This window comes from Streptomyces arenae, assembly GCF_022343545.1.
Lineage (GTDB): Bacteria > Actinomycetota > Actinomycetes > Streptomycetales > Streptomycetaceae > Streptomyces > Streptomyces humi.
On sequence record NZ_JAKQYH010000071.1, the window covers coordinates 20,382 to 41,876 of the forward strand.

Consider the following 21,495-nt stretch of genomic DNA (forward strand, 5'->3'; position numbering starts at 1 on the left):
CTACGGCGTTGTCAGTCCCGCGTCGTACGCTTGATACCGCGAGGCCGCCCTCAGCTACGCGGCCGTGATGAGGAGGAACCGCAGGCCTTAAGCGCCGGCCCATGACTCAGACACCCACAGCTCACTCTCCCGCGCAGCAGCAGGCCCGAGCTCAGTTCGAGGTTCCCGCCCAGCACCCCATGGTCACCGTGCTGGGATCCGGCGACTCCCTGCTGCGTGTGATCGAGAAGGCCTTCCCGGCGGCCGACATACACGTCCGGGGCAATGAGATCAGTGCGGTCGGCGAGGCGCACGAAGTCGCCCTCGTCCAGCGCCTGTTCGACGAGATGATGCTGGTGCTCCGCACCGGGCAGCCGATGACGGAGGACGCAGTGGAACGCTCGATCGCCATGCTGCGGGCGAGTGAGAACGGGGAGGGCCCGGAGGAGACCCCGGCCCAGGTTCTGACCCAGAACATCCTGTCCTCGCGCGGCCGCACCATCCGCCCCAAGACCCTCAACCAGAAGCGGTACGTCGACGCGATCGACAAGCACACGATCGTCTTCGGCATCGGCCCCGCCGGTACCGGCAAGACGTATCTGGCCATGGCGAAGGCGGTGCAGGCCCTGCAGTCCAAGCAGGTCAACCGCATCATCCTGACCCGGCCGGCCGTGGAGGCGGGGGAGCGGCTCGGCTTCCTGCCGGGCACGCTCTACGAGAAGATCGACCCGTACCTGCGCCCCCTGTACGACGCGCTGCACGACATGCTCGACCCGGACTCGATCCCGCGCCTGATGGCGGCCGGGACGATCGAGGTCGCGCCGCTCGCCTACATGCGCGGCCGCACCCTCAACGACGCCTTCATCATTCTCGACGAGGCCCAGAACACCTCGCCCGAGCAGATGAAGATGTTCCTGACCCGCCTCGGCTTCGAATCGAAGATCGTGATCACGGGTGACGTCACCCAGGTCGACCTGCCGAACGGCACCAAGTCCGGTCTGCGCCAGGTGCAGGACATCCTGGAGGGCCTGGAGGACGTGCACTTCTCCCGCCTCACGTCCCACGATGTCGTACGGCACAAGCTGGTGGGCCGTATCGTCGACGCGTACGAGAAGTACGACAGCAAGCACGGCACGGAGAACGGCGCGCACCAGGGCGGCCGCTCGAGGTCCGGGCACAAGGGGAAGTAGACAAGCACCGCGCCATGTCGATCGACGTCAACAACGAGTCCGGAACCGAGGTCGACGAGCAGGCGATCCTCGACATCGCCCGCTACGCACTCGCACGGATGCGCATCCACCCGCTCTCCGAGCTCTCGGTGATCGTCGTGGACGCCGACGCCATGGAGCAGCTGCACATCCAGTGGATGGACCTGCCGGGTCCGACCGACGTGATGTCGTTCCCGATGGACGAGCTGCGGCCGCCGTCGAAGGACGACGACGAGCCGCCGCAGGGGCTGCTCGGCGACATCGTGCTCTGCCCGGAGGTCGCCGCCAAGCAGGGGGCCGAGGCCGACACCCAGCACTCCATGGACGAGGAGCTCCAGCTGCTCACCGTCCACGGAGTGCTGCACCTGCTGGGCTACGACCACGAGGAGCCCGACGAGAAGGCCGAGATGTTCGGCCTCCAGGCGGCCATCGTGGACGGCTGGCGCGCGGAGCAGGGCCTGACCGGCCCGTCCCCGGCGCCGACCGTCTCCTGACCGGGGCCGGGTCGTATCCATATGAGTCCGCAGATCGTCCTCGGCGCGATCGCGCTGGTCGTCGTGGCCTGGCTGGCCGCCTGCGCGGAGGCCGGTATCGCCCGTGTCTCCAGCTTCCGCGCCGAGGAGGCGGTGAAGTCCGGGCGGCGCGGCAGCGCCAAGCTCGCCCAGGTCGCCGCCGACCCCACCCGCTACCTCAACGTGGCCCTGCTGGTCCGGGTCGCCTGCGAGATGGCGGCGGCGGCCCTCGTCACCTACGCCTGCCTCCAGGAGATCCCCGCCACCTGGCAGGCGCTGCTCGCCGCGATCGGCGTGATGGTCCTGGTGTCGTACGTCGCCGTCGGCGTCTCGCCGCGCACCATCGGCCGCCAGCACCCGCTGAACACGGCCACGGCCGCCGCGTACGTGCTGCTGCCGCTGGCCAGGATCATGGGCCCGGTCCCGTATCTCCTCATCCTGCTCGGCAACGCGCTCACCCCCGGCAAGGGGTTCCGGCGCGGGCCGTTCGCCTCCGAGGCCGAACTGCGCGCGCTGGTCGACCTCGCCGAGAAGGAGTCGCTGATCGAGGACGACGAGCGCCGGATGGTGCACTCGGTCTTCGAACTGGGCGACACGCTGGTGCGGGAGGTCATGGTGCCGCGTACCGACCTCGTCGTCATCGAGCGGTACAAGACCATCCGGCAGGCCCTCACCCTCGCCCTCAGGTCCGGGTTCTCCCGGATCCCCGTCACCGGGGAGAGCGAGGACGACATCGTCGGGATCGTGTACCTGAAGGACCTGGTCCGCAAGACGCACATCAGCCGGGACGCCGAGTCCGACCTGGTCTCCACCGCCATGCGGCCGGCGTTCTTCGTGCCCGACACCAAGAACGCCGGCGACCTGCTGCGCGAGATGCAGAAGGAACGCAACCACGTCGCCGTCGTCATCGACGAGTACGGCGGCACGGCCGGGATCGTCACCATCGAGGACATCCTGGAGGAGATCGTCGGCGAGATCACCGACGAGTACGACCGTGAGCTCCCGCCGGTCACCGACCTCGGCGAGGACCGCTACCGGGTCACCGCCCGCCTCGACATCACCGACCTCGGGGAGCTGTACGGGCTCGACGAGTACGACGACGAGGACGTGGAGACCGTCGGCGGGCTGCTCGCCAAGGCGCTCGGCCGGGTGCCGATCGCCGGGGCCTCCGCCCAGGTCGAACTCCCCGACGGCCGCAAGCTGGCGCTGACCGCGGAGTCGGCCGCCGGCCGCCGGAACAAGATCGTGACGGTGCTGGTGGAGCCGGTGCCCGCGGCCGACGACCCGGAGGGGGACGGCACCGAGTGACCCCGGACCAGTTGCGCGCCCACTGCCTGTCCTTCAACGCGGCCGTGGAGGACTTCCCCTTCAACCCGGACATCTCCGTGTTCAAGGTGCTCGGCAAGATGTTCGCGCTGAGCTGGATCGACGCGAAGCCCCTCAAGGTCAACCTCAAGTGCGACCCCGAGGACGCGGTACGGCTGCGCGCCGACCACGAGGGGCTGATCGCGCCCGGCTACCACATGAACAAACGGCACTGGAACACGGTGACCGTGGACGGCGGGCTTCCCGACCGTCTGGTGAGGGAACTGATCGAGGACTCATACGACCTCGTCGTGGCCGGACTGCCGAGGTCCGAGCGACTGCGTCTCGACCGGCCGTGAACGGGACCGGGCCGGGTCGGACAGGGGCGGACCGGATCGGGCTGGGTCGGTTCCGGGTTGACCGGGTCAAGTGGGGGGTTCGTATGCTCGGGGGCATGACCGACAGCAACGCGCTTGACCCCGAGGACCGCAAGATCGTCACCCTGGCCCGCTCGGCCCGGGCCCGCAACGGGGTGCCCGAGGGGGCGGCGGTACGGGACTCCACGGGCCGTACGTATGTGGCGGGGACCGTGGAGTTGGCCTCGCTGAAGCTGAGCGCGCTGCGGACGGCGGTGGCGATGGCGGTGGCGTCGGGGGCGGAGTCGCTGGAGGCGGCGGCGGTCGTCTCGGGGGCCGGGGAGATCGACGCCGAGGACCTGGCCGCGGTGCGGGATCTCGGGGGGCCGGGGACGCCGGTGCTGCTGGCGGGGGCCGACGGGGAGGTTCGGCGCACTGTCCCTGCCTAGTCCTTTTCCACCCGCCCACCCGACTCGGTCCGCCGGGCAGCGAGGTCTCGGCTGACTCCGTCGGGGGAGGGGCGGGACTTCGTTGACTCCGGTGGGTGAGGGTGTGTCGGGCGGGTGCGGCGCCGTCGTGGTCGCTCGACCCTCACGCGCGCTCCGACGGCAGCCCTTGCGAACCACTCCGACTGGTCCCACCTCAAGCGGTTTGCGAACCACTCCGACTGGTCCCACCTCAAGGGGCGCGGGGAACTGCGCGACCAGCCCCCACCCACCCGCAGCCGCGCCACCGCCGCAACCGCCCCTCCGTAAAGGCGCCGCCGCTCCCTTCCGGCCGCCCCCCTTCGCGCAGCGCCCCGGTGCCCTTCGGTCACCCCCTGGGGAAAGGTCGGCCGGAATTCAACCTTGTCGGTCTGTGGCGCTGGGGCATCAATGGGGACCGTACGTTCCGACGGACCGTCAGATCTGGGCGGGGCGTCGGACACGGCGTCCCGCGGTGTGCCCGCATCCACCCGAATCGGGGGCGTCGCCATCCCCACATGGCATTCCCACGCAACCTGCAACGGGAAGGGAGCACTGTCCCCATGAAGCGAATCACCACCGGTGCGGCACTCGCGGCGGGGGCCCTCGCCGCAACGGCGCTGGCCTTCGCGCCCTCGGCCGCCGCCGTCACCCCGACCACCGCGACCGTCACCGCCAGCTGCGGCATCTTCGGCGGTGGCGCGGCCACCCTCACGGCCACCCAGAGCGGCACCTCCGCCACCCTCACGCTCACCTCCAGCGCGATCACCACCCCGCTGGCCCTGTCGGCGAACTCCATCGCCTCCACGCTCACCATGTCCAACTCGGCCGGAGCCAGCAGGGTCTTCAGCGGCACCGTGAACCCGGCCATGGCCGCCGGCTCCGCGGTCACCGTCGGCCCGCTCCCCGGCACCGTGGCCTCCGGCGACAGCCTCGACTTCTACGGCGGCTCGCTCAAGATGGTCATCTTCGGCGTGACGGTAACCTGTACGTCCAGCGCCGCCCAGTCACCCGGCCCCTTCGTCTTCTGACGGCCGGCTGACGGGTTCGTTCCGGATGCCGCAGAAGCTGATGAACCGTCAGTTTTCTGCGGCATCTCCATTGACTTCTCACGCGCCCTCCACATCAATGGCCCCCTGTCGGCGCAGAGGAGCCGCTGCGCCCGCAACCCTCAGGAGGGGGCAAAGATGGGTTCACCCCCAGGATCACGAAGATCCCGACGGTGGCGCTGGATCTCACTGTTCGGGGCGACCGCGCTCGCGGTCACGGCGGGCGGCGCGCTGGCCTGCCCGGCCGGTGCCGCCGGGACGAACGTCGACTTCGCCACGCACTGCATCCCGCCGGCCGTCGCGGGCCTCCCGCCGATCGACGGCACCACCACCGCCAGTATCGCGGTGGACAACACCGCCCCGAAGGTCGGCGACACGGTCACCGTGACCTACACCGTGGTCACGCCCGCCGCCAACAACCCCACCGCCCTCGCCCTGCCGGCCGACATCATGACGCCGACGGGCAAGGTGACCCTGGGCGGCGCGCAGACGGGCGACGTGACGGTGACCGGGCCGAAGAAGAACGACCCGGTACCCGGCTACGGGACCTTCCCGTCGTTCTCGATGACCGGGACGTTCACCGTGACCTCGCCGGGCGCCATCACGCTCTCGCCCGGCGACTACAACATCCACACCAGCTACATCCTGGAGCTGGACACCCCGTGCACGGTCACCAACCCGCCCGCCCCGGTGTCCGAGACCGTCACGGCGACCTCCACCACCCCGGTCAACAACCGTGCCATCAGCCTTGGTTCGGCCTCCGGGAACCCCGGTGACAGCGTGACCGTCAGCGGGCAGAACTTCACCCCGGGCGCCACCGTGACGCTCGCCGGGCGGTCCGGCGCCGGCCAGACCGCGGACACGGCGACCGCCACCGCGGGCAGCGACGGCAGTTTCAGCGCTCCCCTCGTCGTCAACGACAGGACGACGACCGGGATCGTGGCGTACGAGGGCAGTGCCTGGAGCGACGACCTGGGGGCCGGGCCGGCCGCCTACGTCGTGAACGACACCACCCCCGTGCCGGACGGCAGCCAGAAGCTGACCACCACCGTCAAGGCGGGGACGCTGTCCATGTCCCAGGCCGGGGACTCCGTCGCGCTGTCGGCGGTCGACTTCGGTCAGGGCGGGGCCTCCACCGGCGCGTTGCGGACCGTCACCGTCAAGGACTTCCGTGGCGGTCCGGCCGGCTGGTCGCTCACCGGCAAGGTCACCGACTTCACCGGTCCCGGCGCCAAGATCGACGCGGGCAGGCTCAGCTGGACCCCCGCCTGCGCGACCAAGGCGGGCAGCCCCAGCACCTGCGCGGCCGGTTCGGCGGGCACCGTCGGCGGTTCCGGAGCGACCCTCGCGTCGGCCCCGGACGGGGCGCTCACCGGCGGCCAGTTCACCGTCGACGCCGGACTCTCCCTGGACGTACCGGCGTTCACGCCTCCGGGGTCGTACTCCGGAGTCCTCACCCTGACGCTCACCTGAGCCGACTCCACCGTGTGATGGCCGGACGCGCACCCGCCCGGCCACCACCCACCCGGCCACCGCCCGCTCACAGCCGTTCCGGCCGCTTCCGACCGCTTCCGACCGGGGGTCCGCACCCATGCGTCGTCGCGCCAAGCCGTATGTCCTCCTCCTGAGCCTGCTCCTTGGCGCCCTCCTCACGGCGTCCCCCGCGCGCGCCGCCGACAACGGCAGCTGGTCCGTCTACCCGGTCGCCTCGAAGATCGCGGCGCGGCCGTACTTCTATCTCTCCCTCGACCCCGGGCAGACCCTCACCGACAAGGTGGCCGTCGCCAACAAGACCGGCAGGCCGCTGACCTTCCGGCTGTACGCGGCCGACGCCTACAACACCGCGCGGGACGGTGGCTTCGCCGTCCGCACGGTGACGGAGAGGATGCGGGGGGTGGGGGCCTGGGCGAAGCTCTCCAAGGCACGGGTCACCGTGCCCCCGCACCGGACGGTGACGGTTCCCTTCACGCTGCGGGTGCCGCGGGGAGCGGAGCCCGGCGACCACCCGGGTGCGATCGTGGCCCTGGACGAGCGTGTCGACCCGGGCGCGGGCACGCTCGCGCTCGGCGTGCGGCGGGCCGTCGGCGCCCGGGTCTACCTGCGGGTGAACGGTCCGACGCTGCCCGCCGTCGCCGTCGAGAACGTGCACGTCGGCCATCACCAGCCGCTGGTCCCCGGCCTCGGCGACAGCACGGCGACCATCACCTACACGCTGCACAACACCGGGAACGTCACCCTGAACCCCAAGGTGCGGCTGCGCGCGGAGGGACTGTTCGGCCGTACGCTGCTCAGCCGCACCCTCACCAAGGTCCCCTCCGAACTGCTGCCGGGGGAGCGGGTCCGGCTCACCGCCACCTGGCCGGACGCACCCCAACTGGACTGGGGGAAGGTGACGTTGACGGCCAGCGCGACCGGCACCACGGAGTCGGCGAGCGCGTCCTTCCTGGCCCTGCCGTGGCTGGTGCTGGCGCTGGTGTTCGTCGCCGGGGTGGCAGGGGGCACGCTCTTCGCCCGGCTGCGCCGGGGCCGCGGCCTCCCGTCGCCCGCCCGGTGTCTCAGAGCGCGTCGGGGCCGCGTTCGCCCGTCCGCACCCGTACGACCGTCTCCACCGGCAGCGCCCACACCTTCCCGTCCCCGATCTTCCCCGTCTGCGCGGCCCTGACCACCGCCTCGATGACCGGTTCGGCGTCGGCGTCCTCGACGACGACCTCGATGCGGACCTTGGGCACCAGGTCGACCCGGTACTCGGCGCCGCGGTACACCTCGGTGTGGCCGCGCTGCCGGCCGTACCCGCTGGCCTCGGTCACGGTCAGACCGTGCACACCGAGCTCCTGGAGCGCGGTCTTCACCGCGTCGAGGCGGTAGGGCTTGACGATCGCGGTGATGAGCTTCATGGCTGGGTGCTGACCTTCTGAGCGGCGGGGAGGACGGAGTGGGAGACCGGGGCGCCATGGCCCAGGACCCCGTGATCGTAAGCCGTCTCGGCGTGCACCGTAAGGTCGAGGCCGGTGTGCTCCTGCTCCTGGCTGGCCCGGAAACCCATCGTCCGGTCCAGCAGCCTGCCGATGCCGTACGTCACCGTGAAGGCGTACCCGGCCACGACCACGACGGCCACCGCCTGCCTGCCCAGCTGGGCGAGCCCGCCGCCGTAGAGGAGACCCTCGGTGCCGCCGGTCATCGCCTTCTCGGCGAACAGGCCGATCAGGAGGGTGCCGATGACGCCGCCGACCAGGTGGACGCCGACGACGTCGAGCGAGTCGTCGTAGTCCAGCTTGAACTTCCAGGACACGGCGTACGAGCAGACCACGCCCGCGGCGAGGCCGACGACGAGCGCGCCGAGCAGGGAGACCGAGCCGCAGGACGGGGTGATCGCGACCAGCCCCGCGACCGCGCCGGAGGCCGCGCCCAGGGTGGTGGGGTGGCCGTCGCGCTTCTGCTCGACGAAGAGCCAGCCCAGCAGGCCCGTGCAGCCGGCCGCCATGGTGTTGAGGAACGCGGCGGCGGCGAGACCGTTCGCGCCGAGCGCGCTGCCCGCGTTGAAGCCGAACCAGCCGAACCAGAGCAGCCCGGCGCCCAGGATCACCATCGGCAGGTTGTGCGGGCGCATCGCGTCCTTCTTGAACCCGAGCCGCGGGCCGAGGACCAGGCAGAGCGCGAGACCCGAGGCGCCCGAGGTGATCTCGACGGGCAGGCCGCCCGCGAAGTCCAGGGCGCCCAGGTGGTGCACGATCCAGCCGCCGGGGCCCCACACCCAGTGCGCGACGGGAACGTATACGAGCACCGCCCACACCGGCACGAACACCAGCCACGCCCCGAACTTCGCCCGGTCCGCGACCGCGCCGCTGATCAGCGCGGCCGTGACGATCGCGAAGGTGAGCTGGAAGGTGGCGAAGAGGAGGGTGGGGACGCTGCCCTGGACGCTGTCAGGACCGAGACCGCTCATCCCCGCGTGCCGCAGGCCGCCGATCAGCCCCGCCCAGGCGTCGTCCCCGAAGGCCAGCGAGTAGCCGCCCGCCAGCCACACCACCGTGACCAGGGCGATCGACACGAAGCTCATCATCAGCATGTTGAGGACGCTCTTGGTGCGGACCATACCGCCGTAGAACAGGGCCAGGCCCGGGGTCATCAGCAGGACCAGGGCGGTGGCGGCGAGCAGCCAGGCGGTGTCACCGGTGTCGGCATGCGCGGCGGCGAGGTACACGGGCGTCTCCAACGTCGTGGGGGCTCGTCAGAGGGTCACCGGTTCCCGTTTCCGGTCGCGTACGGCTGTGTTTCCGTGACGTTTCGTTGCGTCCGGGTTACCGGGATCTCACGGTGCGGCGGGGTGTCGTGGATCAGGGAGAATGGGGGGCATGAGCGTTCGCAGCCAGTCAGCCGAGCCGTCGGAATCGTCGGAGACCGTCCACCGGGCGGGCTTCGCCTGTTTCGTCGGGCGCCCCAACGCGGGCAAGTCCACCCTCACGAACGCTCTGGTCGGGCAGAAGGTGGCGATCACCGCGAACCAGCCGCAGACCACGCGGCACACGGTCCGGGGGATCGTGCACCGGGAGGACGCCCAGCTGATCCTCGTGGACACCCCGGGCCTGCACAAGCCGCGCACGCTGCTCGGCGAGCGGCTGAACGACGTGGTCCGCACCACCTGGGCCGAGGTCGACGTGATCGGCTTCTGCCTGCCGGCGAACGAGAAGATCGGTCCCGGTGACCGTTTCATCGCGAAGGAACTCGCGGGGATCAAGAAGACCCCCAAGGTCGCCGTCGTCACCAAGACCGACCTCGTCGACTCCAAGACCCTCGCCGAACAGCTGATCGCGATCGACCAGCTCGGCAAGGAGCTGGGCTTCGAGTGGGCCGAGATCGTCCCCGTGTCGGCGGTCGGCGACAAGCAGGTGAGCCTGCTGGCCGACCTGCTCGTCCCGCTCCTGCCCGAGGGCCCGGCCCTCTACCCGGAGGGCGACCTCACCGACGAGCCCGAACAGGTCATGATCGCGGAGCTGATCCGCGAGGCGGCCCTCGAAGGCGTCCGCGACGAGCTCCCGCACTCCATCGCCGTCGTCGTCGAGGAGATGCTCCCGCGCGAGGACCGCCCCGCGGACAAGCCCCTCCTGGACATCCACGCCAACCTGTTCATCGAGCGCCCCAGCCAGAAGGGCATCATCATCGGCCCCAAGGGCAAGCGCCTGAAGGAGGTCGGCATCAAGAGCCGCAAGCAGATCGAGGCCCTGCTCGGCACCCCGGTCTTCCTCGACCTCCACGTGAAGGTGGCCAAGGACTGGCAGCGCGACCCCAAGCAACTGCGCCGCCTGGGGTTCTGAGAACGGCTCCGACCGGCAGCCCCGCGGTCCGGACGGTCACGGCTCCCGGAACGGGGCGCCGACCCGGATGCGGATCTGCCGGTCACGGTCCACCTGCGTCCCCACGCGTCCCCACGGGGTACCGCCTCCTCGCTGCCTTCAGGTGGGGCTGGGGGTCAGGTTCTGGAGGCCTATCACCCTGAGCAGTTGCAGGCGTTCGTGCGACTCCGTGCCCGGGCGGGCGGTGTGGATGACGAGTTGCTGGTGGGTCTCGGCGTTGAGGAGTACCTCGCAGTCGAGTTCCAGGAGGCCGACGGCGGGGTGCAGGAAGCGTTTCCTGGTCGCGCGGCGCACCGCCACCTCGTGTGCGGCCCAGAGCTCCGCGAACTCCTCGCTGCCGGAGCGGAGTTCGGCGACCAGGGCGGCCGGGGCGGGGTCGGTGGGGCGGGCCGCGGCCACCGCGCGGAGGTTCGCCACGTGTTCGCGGGCCCGGGCCGGGCGGTCCTCCGGCGGGAAGAGGTCACGGGAGGCCGGGTCCAGGAAGTAGCGGCGGAGCAGGTTGCGCTCGCGCGGCGGCCGGGCCAGGACGTCCCCGCTCAGCGCCCGCGACAGCGCGTTCTGGGCCAGGACCTCCCCGCAGTCGGTCGTCACCAGCGCCGGGGTGTCGTGCAGCCGGTCCAGGACCAGGAGGAGACCGGGGCCGACATGGGTGCTCGCCGCCGCCCGGCGCGGTGGCTCCTCGCCGGCCAGGTGGAACAGGTGGTCCCGTTCGTCCTCGGTCAGCCGCAGCGCGCGGGCCAGTGCCGTCAGCATCTGACGGGACGGTCGCGGGCCCCGGGACTGTTCGAGACGGGCGTAGTAGTCGGCCGACATGCCGGCCAGCGAGGCCACCTCCTCGCGCCGCAGCCCGGGGGTGCGCCGCCGGGCGCCGGGCGCGAGGCCCACGTCGGCGGGGTCCAGGCGGGTGCGGGCGCGGCGCAGGAAGTCGGCGAGTTCGGGACGGTTCACCTCTCCAGGGTGACCCGGGGCGCCCGGCTTATCCAGGGACCGTCGATCCCCTGATCAGGAGGTCTCTCCCGGTGGCCGCCGGCGCGGCGGAGGGTGGTGGCACCAGAACGAAGGAGATGGCCATGATCACTCTCGTCACCGGTGTCACCGGACAGGTCGGGCGGCGGCTCGTGCCCCGGCTGCTGGCACAGCGGCAGCCGGGCGAGGAGGTGCGGGTCCTCGTCCGGGACGCGGCCCGCGGGGAGCCGTTCGCGGCACTGGGCGCCGAGGTCGTCGCCGGGGACCTGCGGGACGAGGAGGCGCTGGGCAAGGCGGTGGCCGGGGCCGACGCCGTCGTGAACGTGGCGGCCGCCTTCCGGGGCGTTCCCGACGAGGAGGCCTGGGCGGTCAACCGGGACGCGGCCGTGGCCCTGGGGCGGGCCGCCCGGGCCGCCGGGGTACGACGGTTCGTGCAGGTCAGCACCGGGAACGTGTACGGCACCGGACGCGGCCGTCCGCTGACCGAGGACGACGAGAGCCGGCCCGGCGGCGAGATGTGGGGCGCCTACGCCGAGTCCAAGATCAGCGCCGAGCGGGAACTGCTCGCGCTCGGCGGGGAGATGGAGGTACGGATCGGACGGCTGCCCTTCGTCTACGGCGAGGGCGACCCGCACCTCGCGAACGTCATGCACTGGGCCGCGCACTGGGCGCCCGCGCAGCGGCTCCAGATGGCCCACCACGCGGATGTCGCGCAGGGGCTGCTGCGGCTGCTGTACGCGCCCGCGGTGAACGGCCCGGTGTACAACATCGCCGACGACGCCCCGGTCACGACGGTGGAGCTGCACCGGCTCAACGGCGTCGAGGTGCCCGCCGCCCTGTACGGCCGCACCGACCCCGACCCCTGGTTCGGGATCATGTCGAACCAGCGGATCCGCCGGGACCTCGGCTTCCGGCCGATCTATCCCAGCGTCTGGACCGCCCGGGACGCCGGAGCCCTGTAGGACTCGCGGCTGGTCGCCCTCCGTATTCGGGGCTAGTCGACCCCCCGTATCCGCCCCACCAGTCCCGCCCCCGCCAGCCCGATCACCGCCGCCACCAAGTACAGCATCCGGTAGCCGCCCAGGTACGTCACGATCGGCGCGGCGAGGGCGGGCGCCGCCACCTGCGGCAGGGCGTTGGCGACGTTGATCACGCCGAGGTCCTTGCCGCGGTCCAGGGCCTTCGGCAGGACGTCCGTCATCAGCGCGAAGTCCACGGAGGTGAACACCCCGAAGCCGATGCCGAGCAGCGCCGCGGCGACGATCGCGCCCGGCCAGGTCTGCCATGCGGCCAGCAGCGCGGTCGCCGCCGCCATCAGCATCCCCGACCAGACCACGAACGGCTTGCGCCGCCCCACCCGGTCCGACCAGACCCCGCCGACCACGACGGTCGCCAGCAGCGTCAGCCCGTTCACCGCGGTCAGGACCAGCACGCCCTGTTCGGGGTCGTGGTGGTGCAGCCGGTCCCGCAGGTAGTACAGGAGGTACAGCAGCACCAGCGCGTTGCTGAGGTTGATCAGGAAACGGGTCAGCCAGGCCCAGCCCAGGTCCGGGTGGCGGCGCGGGCTCAGCCAGAAGCCCGTGAGGAAGCCCCGCCAGGACCAGGGCGGCCGGTCCGCCGGCGCCAGCCGCAGATCCGGGTGGCGCAGCACGTACGGCAGGACGCCCACCGCCGTGAACACCGCGCACGCCGCATAGCCCGCCGCGACACCTCCGGCGGCCGTCGCGAGACCGGTGCCGCCGACCACCCCGAGGATCTGCGCGGCGCCCAGCCAGCCGCCCACCGAGCCGCGCTGGAGCCGCGGCACCCGGTCCGGCACCGCGGCCGTCACCGCCGCGAACGCCGCGTTCAGCGTCAGCTGGACCAGGCACCAGCCGAGCACCATCGTCCCCGTGCCGCCGGCGCCCGCGAGCAGCAGCAGGGACAGCGCCCCGCCCGCCGTACCGGCGACGATCCACGGGGTGCGCCGGCCCCACCGGGACGTCGTCCGGTCCGACAGCGCCCCGAACAGCGGGTTCGCCAGCAGGGAGACCACGGCGCCGGCGCCCGTCACCCAGGCCAGCACCGTCTCCTTGGACATCCCCGTGCCGGGCGCGAAGTCCTCGGCCTGGGAGGCGAGCAGGATCTGCAGGGGGCCGTACCAGCCCACCCAGATCGCCCCGTTGGCGAGACACAGCGCCCAGGTCCAGGACCGGCCGACCCGCGCCACCGGCTCCGCCAGGGCGGCCGGCTCCCCGGCCGGGTCGCGGGTCGTCGTCATCTCTGTGCCCGCAGCGCGTCCCGGAACCAGCCGTACGACGACTTCGGCGTCCGCGTCCGGGTCGCGTAGTCGACGTGCACCAGGCCGAAGCGGCGCTCGTAGCCCTCCGCCCACTCGAAGTTGTCGAGGAGCGACCAGACGAAGTAGCCGCGCACGTCCACCCCGGCCTCGATCGCCTTGTGCAGCGCCCGGATGTGGCCGTCCAGGTAGGCGATCCGGTCCTGGTCGTCGAGGCCTTCGTACGAGCAGCCGTTCTCGGTGATGACGACGGGCGGGAGCCGGTCGCCGTAGCGGTCGCGGAAGCCGGTGAGGAGTTCGGTGAGGCCCTCGGGGACCACCGGCCAGCCGAAGTCCGTCACCGGGACGCCCTCGATGTCCTGTACGGAGAAGGGGAGTTCGGCGGGGAGGGTGAGCCCGCCGAACTCGATCTCGGTGCCCTGCGGGGCGCCCACCTTGGTGGGGGAGTAGTAGTTGACGCCGTACCAGTCCAGCGGTTCGGCGATCACCTTCAGGTCGGCCGCGACGTCGCCGGGCATCAGGTCGCCCATGCCGTCGGGGTACTCGCCGAGCAGGACCGGCTCGGCGAACAGGCGGTTGAGGAGGAGGTCGTAGAAGGCGGCCGCCTCCAGGTCCGGCTGCTCCCGCGAGGCCGGCCAGGTCGGGCCGTGCGAGTTGGCGATGCCGATGTCGCCGGCGCCGGCCGCGCGCAGCGCCCGTACCGCCAGACCGTGCGCGAGAAGCTGGTGGTGGGCGACCGGCAGGGCGTCGAACATCAGCCGCCTGCCGGGGGCGTGGGCGCCCAGCGCGTGGCCGAACAAGGTGTGTTCGGCGGGCTCGTTGAGGGTGATCCACTTCTTGACCCGGTCGCCGAGCCGGTCCGCGACCGTCGAGACGTGGTCGGCGAAGCGGGCGGCGGTGTCCCGTTCCAGCCAGCCGCCCTTCTCCTCCAGGGCGGACGGCAGGTCCCAGTGGAAGAGGGTGGGGACCGGCCGTACGCCCGCCGCGCACAGGTCGTCGACGAGCCGGTCGTAGAAGTCCAGGCCGCCCGCCGTCCGCACCCGGGGCCAGGAGAAGGAGAAGCGGTACGCGTCCACGCCGAGGCCGGCCAGCAGGGCCACGTCCTCGCGGTGGCGGTGGACGTGGTCGCAGGCCACCGCCGCCGTCGAGCCGTCCTTGATCCGGCCGGGCTCCGCCTCGAACGCGTCCCACACGGACGGCTCGCGTTCGTCGGCCGCGCCCTCGATCTGATGGGCCGAGGTCGACACACCCCAGAGGAAGCCGTCCGGGAAGCGGGGGAGGGAGGGGGTCGGATGGACCGCGTCAGTCGCCATGGCCGGGATCATCCTTACCCCCGGTAACAGAAGTCAACGCCCTGGCGTGAACTGTCGCATGCTGCCAACACCCGCGCGGGACCTACCCGTTACCCGACCGGTTCACGCGCCTTCCTTCAGCACCCGTGAGATCAGTTCGCGTTGTCCGTCCGTCAGCCGCGGGTCGGCCGCGTACACCGTCCGCCCGTCCACCGTGATCTCGTACGCGAACCCGTCCGGCACCCCGGGCGGTGGCGTGCCCCGGCCGGCCGCGAGCGCCTGCTCGGCCAGGGCCTGCCACTCATGGGCGTCGGGCCGGCCGGAGGTGTCCACCTCGGCCCGGCGCTCGATGCCCGCGAACCCGCCCGTACGCCTCACCTGAATACGCATGGGTCCCTGTGTAGTACGGATTCAGGCGGTCGGCACCCCCACCTGTGCCCAGGCGCCGAGCACCGCCTTGGTCTCCGCGCCGTCCTGGTAGCGGGCCTTGGCCGCCGCCACGGTGAGCTTCGCGAAGTCCGCGAAGTCGGCGTCCGAGGCGAGTTCGCCGCCCGTGAGCACGTCGTACCAGATCTGCCCGGCCTTCTCCCACGCGTTGCCGCCGAGGGCGGTGGCGACCAGGTAGAAGGCGTGGTTGGGGATGCCGGAGTTGATGTGCACGCCGCCGTTGTCCCGGCTGGTCCGCACGTAGTGCCGCATGGTCGCGGGCTGCGGGTCCTTGCCGAGGCGCGGGTCGTCGTACGCCGTGCCCGGGGCCTTCATCGAGCGCAGCGCCACGCCGTGCACGCCGGGCGCGAGCAGGCCCTCGCCGATCAGCCAGTCCGCCTGGTCGGCGGTCTGCCCGAGGGAGTACTGCTTGATGAGCGAGCCGAAGACGTCGGAGACCGACTCGTTGAGGGCGCCGGACTGCCCGTAGTACTCCAGGTTGGCGGTGTACTGGGTGACGCCGTGCGTGAGCTCGTGGCCGATGACGTCCACGGAGCTGGTGAAGTCGGTGAAGATCTCGCCGTCGCCGTCGCCGAACACCATCTGTTCGCCGTTCCAGAAGGCGTTGTCGTAGTCGACGTCGTAGTGGACGCTCGCGTTCAGCGGCAGGCCCTCGCCGTCGATGGAGTCGCGCGCGTACGCCTTCAGGTACAGGTCGAAGGTGGCGCCGAGGCCCGCGTAGGCGCGGTTGACCGTGGCGTCCTGGCCGGGCTCGGAGCCCTCCGCGCGGACCTCGGTGCCGGGGAGGTCGGTGCGGTGGCCGGCGTCGTAGATCGTGCGGTGGGGCGTGCTGTCGGCGGCAGCCGGGGCGGCGGCGGCCGCCAGGGTGCGGACCGCGGTCACGCGGCGGCGGGTGCGGGCGGCGGCGTCGTGCTGCAGGGTGCGCAGCGCCGCGTCGGAGAGCGACTGGTCCTCGTGCTGGGCGAGGTGGTCCAGGATGTGCGGCGGCACGATCCCGCAGAAGACGGGCGTGCGGCGGATGACGGGCTCAGAGCCCCCGTTGGTCGTCATGCACCGCACCTTCGCACCGGGTCACACGGCTGTCACTACCTGCAACCATGATTGGTGAAATACCGTGACAATTGACCACGCTCCGTGAGGGAGGGTGGTATGGCGCACGTTTTGTCCTATTTCTCCGCACGGTCCCGCATACTGATACGGCGCCCCGCGTCCGAAGGGGCTCGACTAGCATGCGGAGCATCATGCGTTTCGGGCTGCTTCTTCTTAGCTGCCGCGGCGAGGGCCTGTAGTCCAGGTCGACTCCCTCCCCGCGGAGCTTCGTGTTGCGTCGTCGGCCGTCCTTCCGGACACCCACTAGGAGCCCCGCAATCATGGCGAACCGCCAGCAGCCCAGCACCATGCCGATCCACAAGTACGGCCGCTACGAGCAGGTGGACATCCCGGACCGCACCTGGCCCGGGAAGCGGATCACCCAGGCTCCCCGCTGGCTCTCCACCGACCTGCGCGACGGCAACCAGGCCCTGATCGACCCGATGTCGCCCGAGCGCAAGCGCCGGATGTTCGACCAGCTGGTCAAGATGGGCTACAAGGAGATCGAGGTCGGCTTCCCCGCCTCCGGCCAGACCGACTTCGACTTCGTGCGCTCGATCATCGAGGAAGAGGGCGCGATCCCGGACGACGTGACGATCTCCGTACTGACCCAGGCCCGCGAGGACCTGATCGAGCGGACCGTGGAGTCGCTGAAGGGCGCCCGGCGGGCCACCGTGCACCTGTACAACGCCACCGCCCCGGTCTTCCGCCGGGTGGTCTTCCGTGGCTCCAAGGACGACATCAAGCAGATCGCCGTCGACGGCACCCGCCTGGTGATGGAGTACGCGGAGAAGCTGCTGGGTCCGGAGACCGAGTTCGGCTACCAGTACAGCCCCGAGATCTTCACCGACACCGAGCTGGACTTCGCGCTGGAGGTCTGCGAGGCGGTCATGGACGTCTACCAGCCGGGTCCGGGCCGCGAGATCATCCTCAACCTGCCGGCCACGGTGGAGCGTTCGACGCCGTCCACGCACGCCGACCGCTTCGAGTGGATGGGCCGCAACCTGTCGCGCCGCGAGCACGTCTGCATCTCCGTCCACCCGCACAACGACCGCGGCACCGCCGTCGCCGCCGCCGAGCTGGCGCTGATGGCCGGCGCCGACCGCGTCGAGGGCTGCCTGTTCGGACAGGGTGAGCGCACCGGCAACGTCGACCTGGTCACGCTGGGCATGAACCTGTTCTCGCAGGGCGTCGACCCGCAGATCGACTTCTCCGACATCGACGAGATCCGCCGGGTGTGGGAGTACTGCAACCAGATGGAGGTCCACCCGCGCCACCCGTACGTGGGCGACCTGGTCTACACGTCCTTCTCCGGCTCCCACCAGGACGCCATCAAGAAGGGCTTCGACGCCATGGAGGCCGACGCGGCCGCCAAGGGCGTCACCGTCGACGACATCGAGTGGGCGGTGCCGTACCTGCCGATCGACCCGAAGGACGTCGGCCGCTCCTACGAGGCGGTCATCCGGGTCAACTCGCAGTCCGGCAAGGGCGGTATCGCGTACGTCCTGAAGAACGACCACAAGCTGGACCTGCCGCGCCGGATGCAGATCGAGTTCTCGAAGATCATCCAGGCCAAGACGGACGCCGAGGGCGGCGAGGTCACCGGCTCCGACATCTGGTCGGTCTTCCAGGACGAGTACCTGCCCAACCCGGAGAACCCCTGGGGCCGGGTCCAGGTGAGGACGGGCCAGTCGACCACCGACACCGACGGCGTGGACACCCTGACCGTCGAGGCCACCGTCGACGGCGAGGACACCGTCCTGGCCGGCTCCGGCAACGGCCCGATCTCCGCGTTCTTCGACGCGTTGCAGGGTCTGGGCATCGACGTACGGCTGCTGGACTACCAGGAGCACACGATGAGCGAGGGCGCCTCCGCGCAGGCCGCCTCGTACATCGAATGCGCGATCGACGGCAAGGTTCTGTGGGGAATCGGCATCGACGCGAACACGACGCGTGCGTCGCTGAAGGCGGTCGTCTCCGCCGTCAACCGCGCGGCACGATAACCCCCCTGACCGGCGGTTTAGGGACCCTGATCACCGCATACGGCGATCAGGGTCCCGCTGTTTCTCGGCCATCCGGCCATGAAGATCACGGAAAGGTCTCGTACGCGGTACTGACTCCACCTCCTCCCTGTGGCTAACATCACGCCAGCGGTGGCGATGTTGCCACGGCGTTACGGAGGTGCGACGTGCTGCCAGTACGGGGACGAGACGGCCGAGACGTCAGGCCTGCCCGCATTCTGGGCACCCGCACCGCATGGACACCCGTGGGCGACGGCGAGTTCTTCTGCCCGGGCTGCGGGGGCGACCGCAACTACCAGCGGCTCACCGGCCGCCGCCGCTTCACCCTGCTCGGCGTGCCCGTGCTGCCCCGCGGCACCACCGGCCCGGTCGTGGAGTGCGCCGCCTGCCGCCACCACTACGGCACCGACGTCCTCGACCACCCCACCACCTCCCGCTTCTCGGCGATGCTCCGCGACGCCGTGCACACCGTCGCCCTCGCCGTGCTCGCCGCGGGCGGCACCTGCTCCCGTGCGTCCCTGGAGGCGGCGGCGGTCGCGGTGCGCGCCGCCGGTTTCGAGGACGCCACGGAGGACCAGCTCGGCGCCCTCGTGGACGCCCTCGCCGCGGACACCGGCCGGGTCTTCGAGCAGCCGGGCGGCGCGAGCCTCGCCATAGAGCTGCACGAGGCACTCGACCCGCTGGCCCCGCATCTCGCCCCCGCGGGACGCGAGTCCCTGCTCCTCCAGGGCGCCCGGATCGCCCTCGCCGACGGCCCCTACACCCACCCGGAGCGCGAGGTCCTCGGCACGGTCGGCGCGGCCCTCACCATCTGCGCGGACGACGTCACCCGGCTGCTGGCCGCCGCCCGCACCCCCTCCTGACCGGCGGGCGGACCTGACGGGCCGCCAAACCGCGTGACCCGTTCGGTCGTTGTGGGAGTGCGGGGAAGGCGGGCGGGCGGAACATGGAAGAGTGACCCATGTGTCTCCTGTGACCCGCGCCGGCCGAATCGCCCTGGCCGGCTCCCTGCTTCTCGGGGCGTTCACGGCCGGGCCCAGGGCCTGGGCGGCCACCTGCGAGTCCTCCGTGCCCTACGTCTCCGGCGAGAACGGCTACGCCCAGTACCGCATCCCGGCCGTCGTCCGCACCTGGCACGGCACCCTGCTCGCCTTCGCCGAGGGCCGGCACTCCACCACCGGTGACAGCGGTGACATCGACGTCGTACTGAGACGCTCCACCGACGGCGGCTGCACCTGGGACCCGCTGCGGGTGGTGGCCGACGGCAAGGGGAACACCCGCGGCAACCCGGCGCCCGTCGTCGACCCGGTCAGCGGCGACGTCGTCCTCGTGACCTCCTACAACGACGGCTCGGTGAGCGAGGACCAGATCATGCGCGGCCAGGTCACCAGGGAGCAGAGCCGCCGGGTGTTCGTGCAGCGCAGCCGGGACGACGGACGCCACTTCACCGGCCCGCACGAGATCACCGCCCAGGTGAAACCGGCCGGCTGGCGCTGGTACGCCACCGGCCCCGGCCACGCCGTCGCACTCACCCGGGGACCGCACCGCGGCCGCCTGGTGGTCGCCGCCGACCACTCCGCCGCCCCGCGCGCCGGCTCCCCGGACACCGGCCGGGAGGCCAGGTACTACGGCGGCCACGCCCTCTACAGCGACGACCACGGCCGCAGCTGGCACCTCGGGTTCGTCGACGACTCCTACAGCGGTCACGACAACGCCAACGAGACCACCGCCGCCGAGCTGCCCGACGGCCGCCTCTACTTCAACGCCCGTGACCAGAACGGCTCCAGCCCCGGCAACCGGCTCAACGCCTGGTCCAGCGACGGCGCCGAGACCCTGGACGCCGGGTTCACCGTGCAGCCGACGCTCCGGCAGGTCCCCGTGGTCGAGGGATCGGTCCTGCAACTGCCGGGCACCGACGCACCGTTGCTGTTCTCGGCCCCTTCGGTGCCGACGGCCCGCAAGGCCATGGCCCTGTGGACCAGCACGGACGAGGGCATCACCTTCGACCGGGTCACCACCCTCTCCGGCCTCAAGGCGGCCTACTCGGACCTGGTGGAGGTGGCCAAGGGCACGGTGGGGGTGCTGTACGAGACGGGCACGCGAACGGCGTACGACACCATCGAGTTCCGCCGGCTCAGAACCCCCGCCTAGGGGCGGCCCGCGCCACCCCGCCCGCAGGGCAACCGAATCGGGGCCTCCGGTGGTCTGGAGGGCGAGGGGGTGGCCCGATGCAGGCCGAACTAGAGGCCCAGTTCCAGGAATTCGTCAGAGCGAGGTGGACCCATCTGGTCCGGACCGCCTATCTGCTCACCGGAGATCCACACCACGCGGAGGACCTCACGCAGACCGCGCTGGCGAAGGCGTACCGGTCATGGCGCCGCGTCTCACGGACCGACCGCCCGGAGGCCTACGTCCGCCGCATGTTGGTCAGCTGCAACAGCGACAGGTTCCGCAAACGCCGGGTCACCGAGGCGCTGACCGCCGCGCCACCGGAGCGCGCGCAGTACGACGACGCCGTGACCCGCGCCGACGAGCGCGGCACCCTGCTCGCCGCGCTGGCCCAACTGCCGCCCAGGCAGCGTGCGGTGGTGGTGCTGCGGTACTGGGAGGACCTGTCCGAGGCGGAGGTCGCCGACGTGCTCGGCTGCTCCCCGGGCACCGTGAAGAGCCAGGCGTCCAAGGGCCTGGCCAAGTTGCGTACGATTCCGGGGCTCGCGCAGGCCATGAGCCACGCGACGCCCGCGCAGGGAGGCACCAGGTGAGCGAAGAGACGCAGGGCGGCGGAGCGGAGCCGGACTTCGAGGAGCGCCTGCGGGGGTTGCTGGCCGGGGACGCGGCGCGGGTACGGCCGTCGCCGGTGCCGTACCCGGAGATCCGCCGGCGGGGCCTGGTGGAGCGGCGCCGCCGGAGGGGCGTGACCGGGGCGGCGCTGGCGGCGCTGGCGGCGGTCCCGGTCGGCGCGTACGCGCTGGGCGGCACCGCCGCTCCGGGCCCGGCCGGCCCCGCCCCCACCGTGCTCTCCAGCGCCCGCCCCGCCCCGACCGGCCAGGCCACCCCGACCGGCCCGGCCACCGCGTCGGCCTCGACCCCGACCGCCCCGGCCCCGACCACCTCGGCACCGGTGGCGACCCCGACAAACCCCGCCCGCCCGGCGTCCGCGGCACACCAGCTGCTGGAC

At 71.7% G+C, this 21,495-nt stretch carries 21 protein-coding genes and 1 pseudogene; 15 read left to right on the top strand and 7 right to left on the bottom strand.

Going from position 1 to position 21,495, the window contains the following annotated elements:
- Window positions 1-101: 101 nt before the first annotated feature.
- The 8 genes from MB828_RS34115 to MB828_RS34150 all read left to right on the top strand — a co-directional run bounded on the left by MB828_RS34115 (window position 102) and on the right by MB828_RS34150 (window position 7,535).
- Window positions 102-1,169, top strand: coding sequence for a PhoH family protein (locus MB828_RS34115; protein ID WP_301651559.1), 1,068 nt, complete (start codon window positions 102-104; stop codon window positions 1,167-1,169).
- A 14-nt stretch (window positions 1,170-1,183) separates the two neighbouring features.
- Window positions 1,184-1,681: an rRNA maturation RNase YbeY gene (gene ybeY / locus MB828_RS34120; protein WP_046732884.1), complete on the top strand. Its 498-nt coding sequence runs from the start codon at window positions 1,184-1,186 to the stop codon at window positions 1,679-1,681.
- Window positions 1,682-1,702: 21 nt separating this feature from the next.
- Complete coding sequence (locus MB828_RS34125) at window positions 1,703-3,007, top strand: hemolysin family protein (protein ID WP_133021978.1); 1,305 nt, start codon at window positions 1,703-1,705, stop codon at window positions 3,005-3,007.
- Window positions 3,004-3,363 (top strand): MmcQ/YjbR family DNA-binding protein, encoded by a 360-nt coding sequence (locus MB828_RS34130; RefSeq protein WP_301651560.1) that lies wholly within the window; start codon window positions 3,004-3,006, stop codon window positions 3,361-3,363. The genes MB828_RS34125 and MB828_RS34130 overlap by 4 nt, the downstream gene beginning before the upstream one ends.
- A gap of 95 nt (window positions 3,364-3,458) precedes the next feature.
- Window positions 3,459-3,809 carry a cytidine deaminase gene (locus MB828_RS34135; RefSeq protein WP_133021980.1) on the top strand — a complete coding sequence of 117 codons (351 nt, stop codon included), beginning with the start codon at window positions 3,459-3,461 and terminating at the stop codon, window positions 3,807-3,809.
- A gap of 578 nt (window positions 3,810-4,387) precedes the next feature.
- A complete protein-coding gene (locus MB828_RS34140; RefSeq protein WP_207920470.1) occupies window positions 4,388-4,855 on the top strand; it encodes a hypothetical protein in 468 nt (155 codons plus the stop codon).
- Between the two features lie 156 nt (window positions 4,856-5,011).
- The gene (locus MB828_RS34145; RefSeq protein ID WP_301651561.1) at window positions 5,012-6,346 is read left to right on the top strand and encodes a beta-xylosidase; all 1,335 of its coding nucleotides are present in this window, start codon (window positions 5,012-5,014) and stop codon (window positions 6,344-6,346) included.
- Window positions 6,347-6,464: 118 nt separating this feature from the next.
- The gene (locus MB828_RS34150) at window positions 6,465-7,535 is read left to right on the top strand and encodes a WxL protein peptidoglycan domain-containing protein (RefSeq protein WP_301651562.1); all 1,071 of its coding nucleotides are present in this window, start codon (window positions 6,465-6,467) and stop codon (window positions 7,533-7,535) included.
- Here the strand turns inward: MB828_RS34150 and MB828_RS34155 are convergent.
- Window positions 7,429-7,767, bottom strand: a complete 339-nt coding sequence (locus tag MB828_RS34155; protein ID WP_046729838.1) for a P-II family nitrogen regulator — start codon at window positions 7,765-7,767, stop codon at window positions 7,429-7,431. The genes MB828_RS34150 and MB828_RS34155 overlap by 107 nt on opposite strands.
- Window positions 7,764-9,074, bottom strand: a complete 1,311-nt coding sequence (locus MB828_RS34160) for an ammonium transporter (RefSeq protein WP_301651563.1) — start codon at window positions 9,072-9,074, stop codon at window positions 7,764-7,766. The genes MB828_RS34155 and MB828_RS34160 overlap by 4 nt, the downstream gene beginning before the upstream one ends.
- Before the next feature lie 142 nt (window positions 9,075-9,216).
- Between MB828_RS34160 and era the strand changes: the two genes are divergently transcribed.
- Window positions 9,217-10,185, top strand: a complete 969-nt coding sequence (era, locus tag MB828_RS34165; RefSeq protein ID WP_301651564.1) for a GTPase Era — start codon at window positions 9,217-9,219, stop codon at window positions 10,183-10,185.
- A 138-nt stretch (window positions 10,186-10,323) separates the two neighbouring features.
- On the opposite strand, the gene MB828_RS34170 is transcribed toward era, so the two are convergent.
- Entirely contained in the window at window positions 10,324-11,172 is an 849-nt protein-coding gene (locus tag MB828_RS34170; RefSeq protein ID WP_301651565.1) for a helix-turn-helix transcriptional regulator, read from the bottom strand.
- Window positions 11,173-11,294: 122 nt separating this feature from the next.
- Between MB828_RS34170 and MB828_RS34175 the strand changes: the two genes are divergently transcribed.
- Entirely contained in the window at window positions 11,295-12,152 is an 858-nt protein-coding gene (locus tag MB828_RS34175; protein ID WP_133021986.1) for an NAD-dependent epimerase/dehydratase family protein, read from the top strand.
- A 32-nt stretch (window positions 12,153-12,184) separates the two neighbouring features.
- On the opposite strand, the gene MB828_RS34180 is transcribed toward MB828_RS34175, so the two are convergent.
- The 4 genes from MB828_RS34180 to MB828_RS34195 all read right to left on the bottom strand — a co-directional run bounded on the left by MB828_RS34180 (window position 12,185) and on the right by MB828_RS34195 (window position 16,257).
- Window positions 12,185-13,450: an MFS transporter gene (locus MB828_RS34180; protein WP_133021987.1), complete on the bottom strand. Its 1,266-nt coding sequence runs from the start codon at window positions 13,448-13,450 to the stop codon at window positions 12,185-12,187.
- Window positions 13,447-14,793, bottom strand: a complete 1,347-nt coding sequence (locus MB828_RS34185; RefSeq protein WP_430381470.1) for a GH1 family beta-glucosidase — start codon at window positions 14,791-14,793, stop codon at window positions 13,447-13,449. The genes MB828_RS34180 and MB828_RS34185 overlap by 4 nt, the downstream gene beginning before the upstream one ends.
- 90 nt (window positions 14,794-14,883) lie before the next feature.
- Window positions 14,884-15,150, bottom strand: a complete 267-nt coding sequence (locus MB828_RS34190; RefSeq protein ID WP_046729845.1) for a protealysin inhibitor emfourin — start codon at window positions 15,148-15,150, stop codon at window positions 14,884-14,886.
- Between the two features lie 21 nt (window positions 15,151-15,171).
- Window positions 15,172-16,257 (bottom strand): M4 family metallopeptidase, encoded by a 1,086-nt coding sequence (locus MB828_RS34195; RefSeq protein ID WP_301651567.1) that lies wholly within the window; start codon window positions 16,255-16,257, stop codon window positions 15,172-15,174.
- Between the two features lie 320 nt (window positions 16,258-16,577).
- Here MB828_RS34195 and leuA point away from each other — a divergent pair, with 320 nt between their 5' ends.
- The 5 genes and pseudogenes from leuA to MB828_RS34220 all read left to right on the top strand — a co-directional run.
- Window positions 16,578-18,299 (top strand): 2-isopropylmalate synthase, encoded by a 1,722-nt coding sequence (leuA, locus tag MB828_RS34200; protein ID WP_133021991.1) that lies wholly within the window; start codon window positions 16,578-16,580, stop codon window positions 18,297-18,299.
- Window positions 18,300-18,484: 185 nt separating this feature from the next.
- Window positions 18,485-19,180, top strand: coding sequence for a TerB family tellurite resistance protein (locus MB828_RS34205; protein WP_046729848.1), 696 nt, complete (start codon window positions 18,485-18,487; stop codon window positions 19,178-19,180).
- A gap of 109 nt (window positions 19,181-19,289) precedes the next feature.
- Window positions 19,290-20,468, top strand: coding sequence for a sialidase family protein (locus tag MB828_RS34210; protein ID WP_133022363.1), 1,179 nt, complete (start codon window positions 19,290-19,292; stop codon window positions 20,466-20,468).
- Window positions 20,469-20,545: 77 nt separating this feature from the next.
- A complete protein-coding gene (locus MB828_RS34215; RefSeq protein ID WP_301651568.1) occupies window positions 20,546-21,079 on the top strand; it encodes a SigE family RNA polymerase sigma factor in 534 nt (177 codons plus the stop codon).
- Window positions 21,076-21,495, top strand: a pseudogene (locus MB828_RS34220) (hypothetical protein); the annotation flags it as partial. The gene MB828_RS34215 and the pseudogene MB828_RS34220, both read left to right, overlap by 4 nt.

Bases quoted from the DNA above. Each gene is read 5' to 3' on its own strand.
- era (WP_301651564.1), top strand. From the start codon at position 9,217: ATGGGGGGCATGAGCGTTCGCAGCCAGTCAGCCGAGCCGTCGGAATCG.
- MB828_RS34155 (WP_046729838.1), bottom strand. From the start codon at position 7,767: ATGAAGCTCATCACCGCGATCGTCAAGCCCTACCGCCTCGACGCGGTG.
- MB828_RS34215 (WP_301651568.1), top strand. From the start codon at position 20,546: ATGCAGGCCGAACTAGAGGCCCAGTTCCAGGAATTCGTCAGAGCGAGG.
- MB828_RS34195 (WP_301651567.1), bottom strand. From the start codon at position 16,257: ATGACGACCAACGGGGGCTCTGAGCCCGTCATCCGCCGCACGCCCGTC.
- MB828_RS34135 (WP_133021980.1), top strand. From the start codon at position 3,459: ATGACCGACAGCAACGCGCTTGACCCCGAGGACCGCAAGATCGTCACC.
- leuA (WP_133021991.1), top strand. From the start codon at position 16,578: ATGGCGAACCGCCAGCAGCCCAGCACCATGCCGATCCACAAGTACGGC.
- MB828_RS34190 (WP_046729845.1), bottom strand. From the start codon at position 15,150: ATGCGTATTCAGGTGAGGCGTACGGGCGGGTTCGCGGGCATCGAGCGC.
- MB828_RS34185 (WP_430381470.1), bottom strand. From the start codon at position 14,793: ATGATCCCGGCCATGGCGACTGACGCGGTCCATCCGACCCCCTCCCTC.
- MB828_RS34115 (WP_301651559.1), top strand. From the start codon at position 102: ATGACTCAGACACCCACAGCTCACTCTCCCGCGCAGCAGCAGGCCCGA.
- MB828_RS34150 (WP_301651562.1), top strand. From the start codon at position 6,465: ATGCGTCGTCGCGCCAAGCCGTATGTCCTCCTCCTGAGCCTGCTCCTT.
- MB828_RS34180 (WP_133021987.1), bottom strand. From the start codon at position 13,450: ATGACGACGACCCGCGACCCGGCCGGGGAGCCGGCCGCCCTGGCGGAG.
- MB828_RS34125 (WP_133021978.1), top strand. From the start codon at position 1,703: ATGAGTCCGCAGATCGTCCTCGGCGCGATCGCGCTGGTCGTCGTGGCC.
- ybeY (WP_046732884.1), top strand. From the start codon at position 1,184: ATGTCGATCGACGTCAACAACGAGTCCGGAACCGAGGTCGACGAGCAG.
- MB828_RS34140 (WP_207920470.1), top strand. From the start codon at position 4,388: ATGAAGCGAATCACCACCGGTGCGGCACTCGCGGCGGGGGCCCTCGCC.
- MB828_RS34175 (WP_133021986.1), top strand. From the start codon at position 11,295: ATGATCACTCTCGTCACCGGTGTCACCGGACAGGTCGGGCGGCGGCTC.
- MB828_RS34145 (WP_301651561.1), top strand. From the start codon at position 5,012: ATGGGTTCACCCCCAGGATCACGAAGATCCCGACGGTGGCGCTGGATC.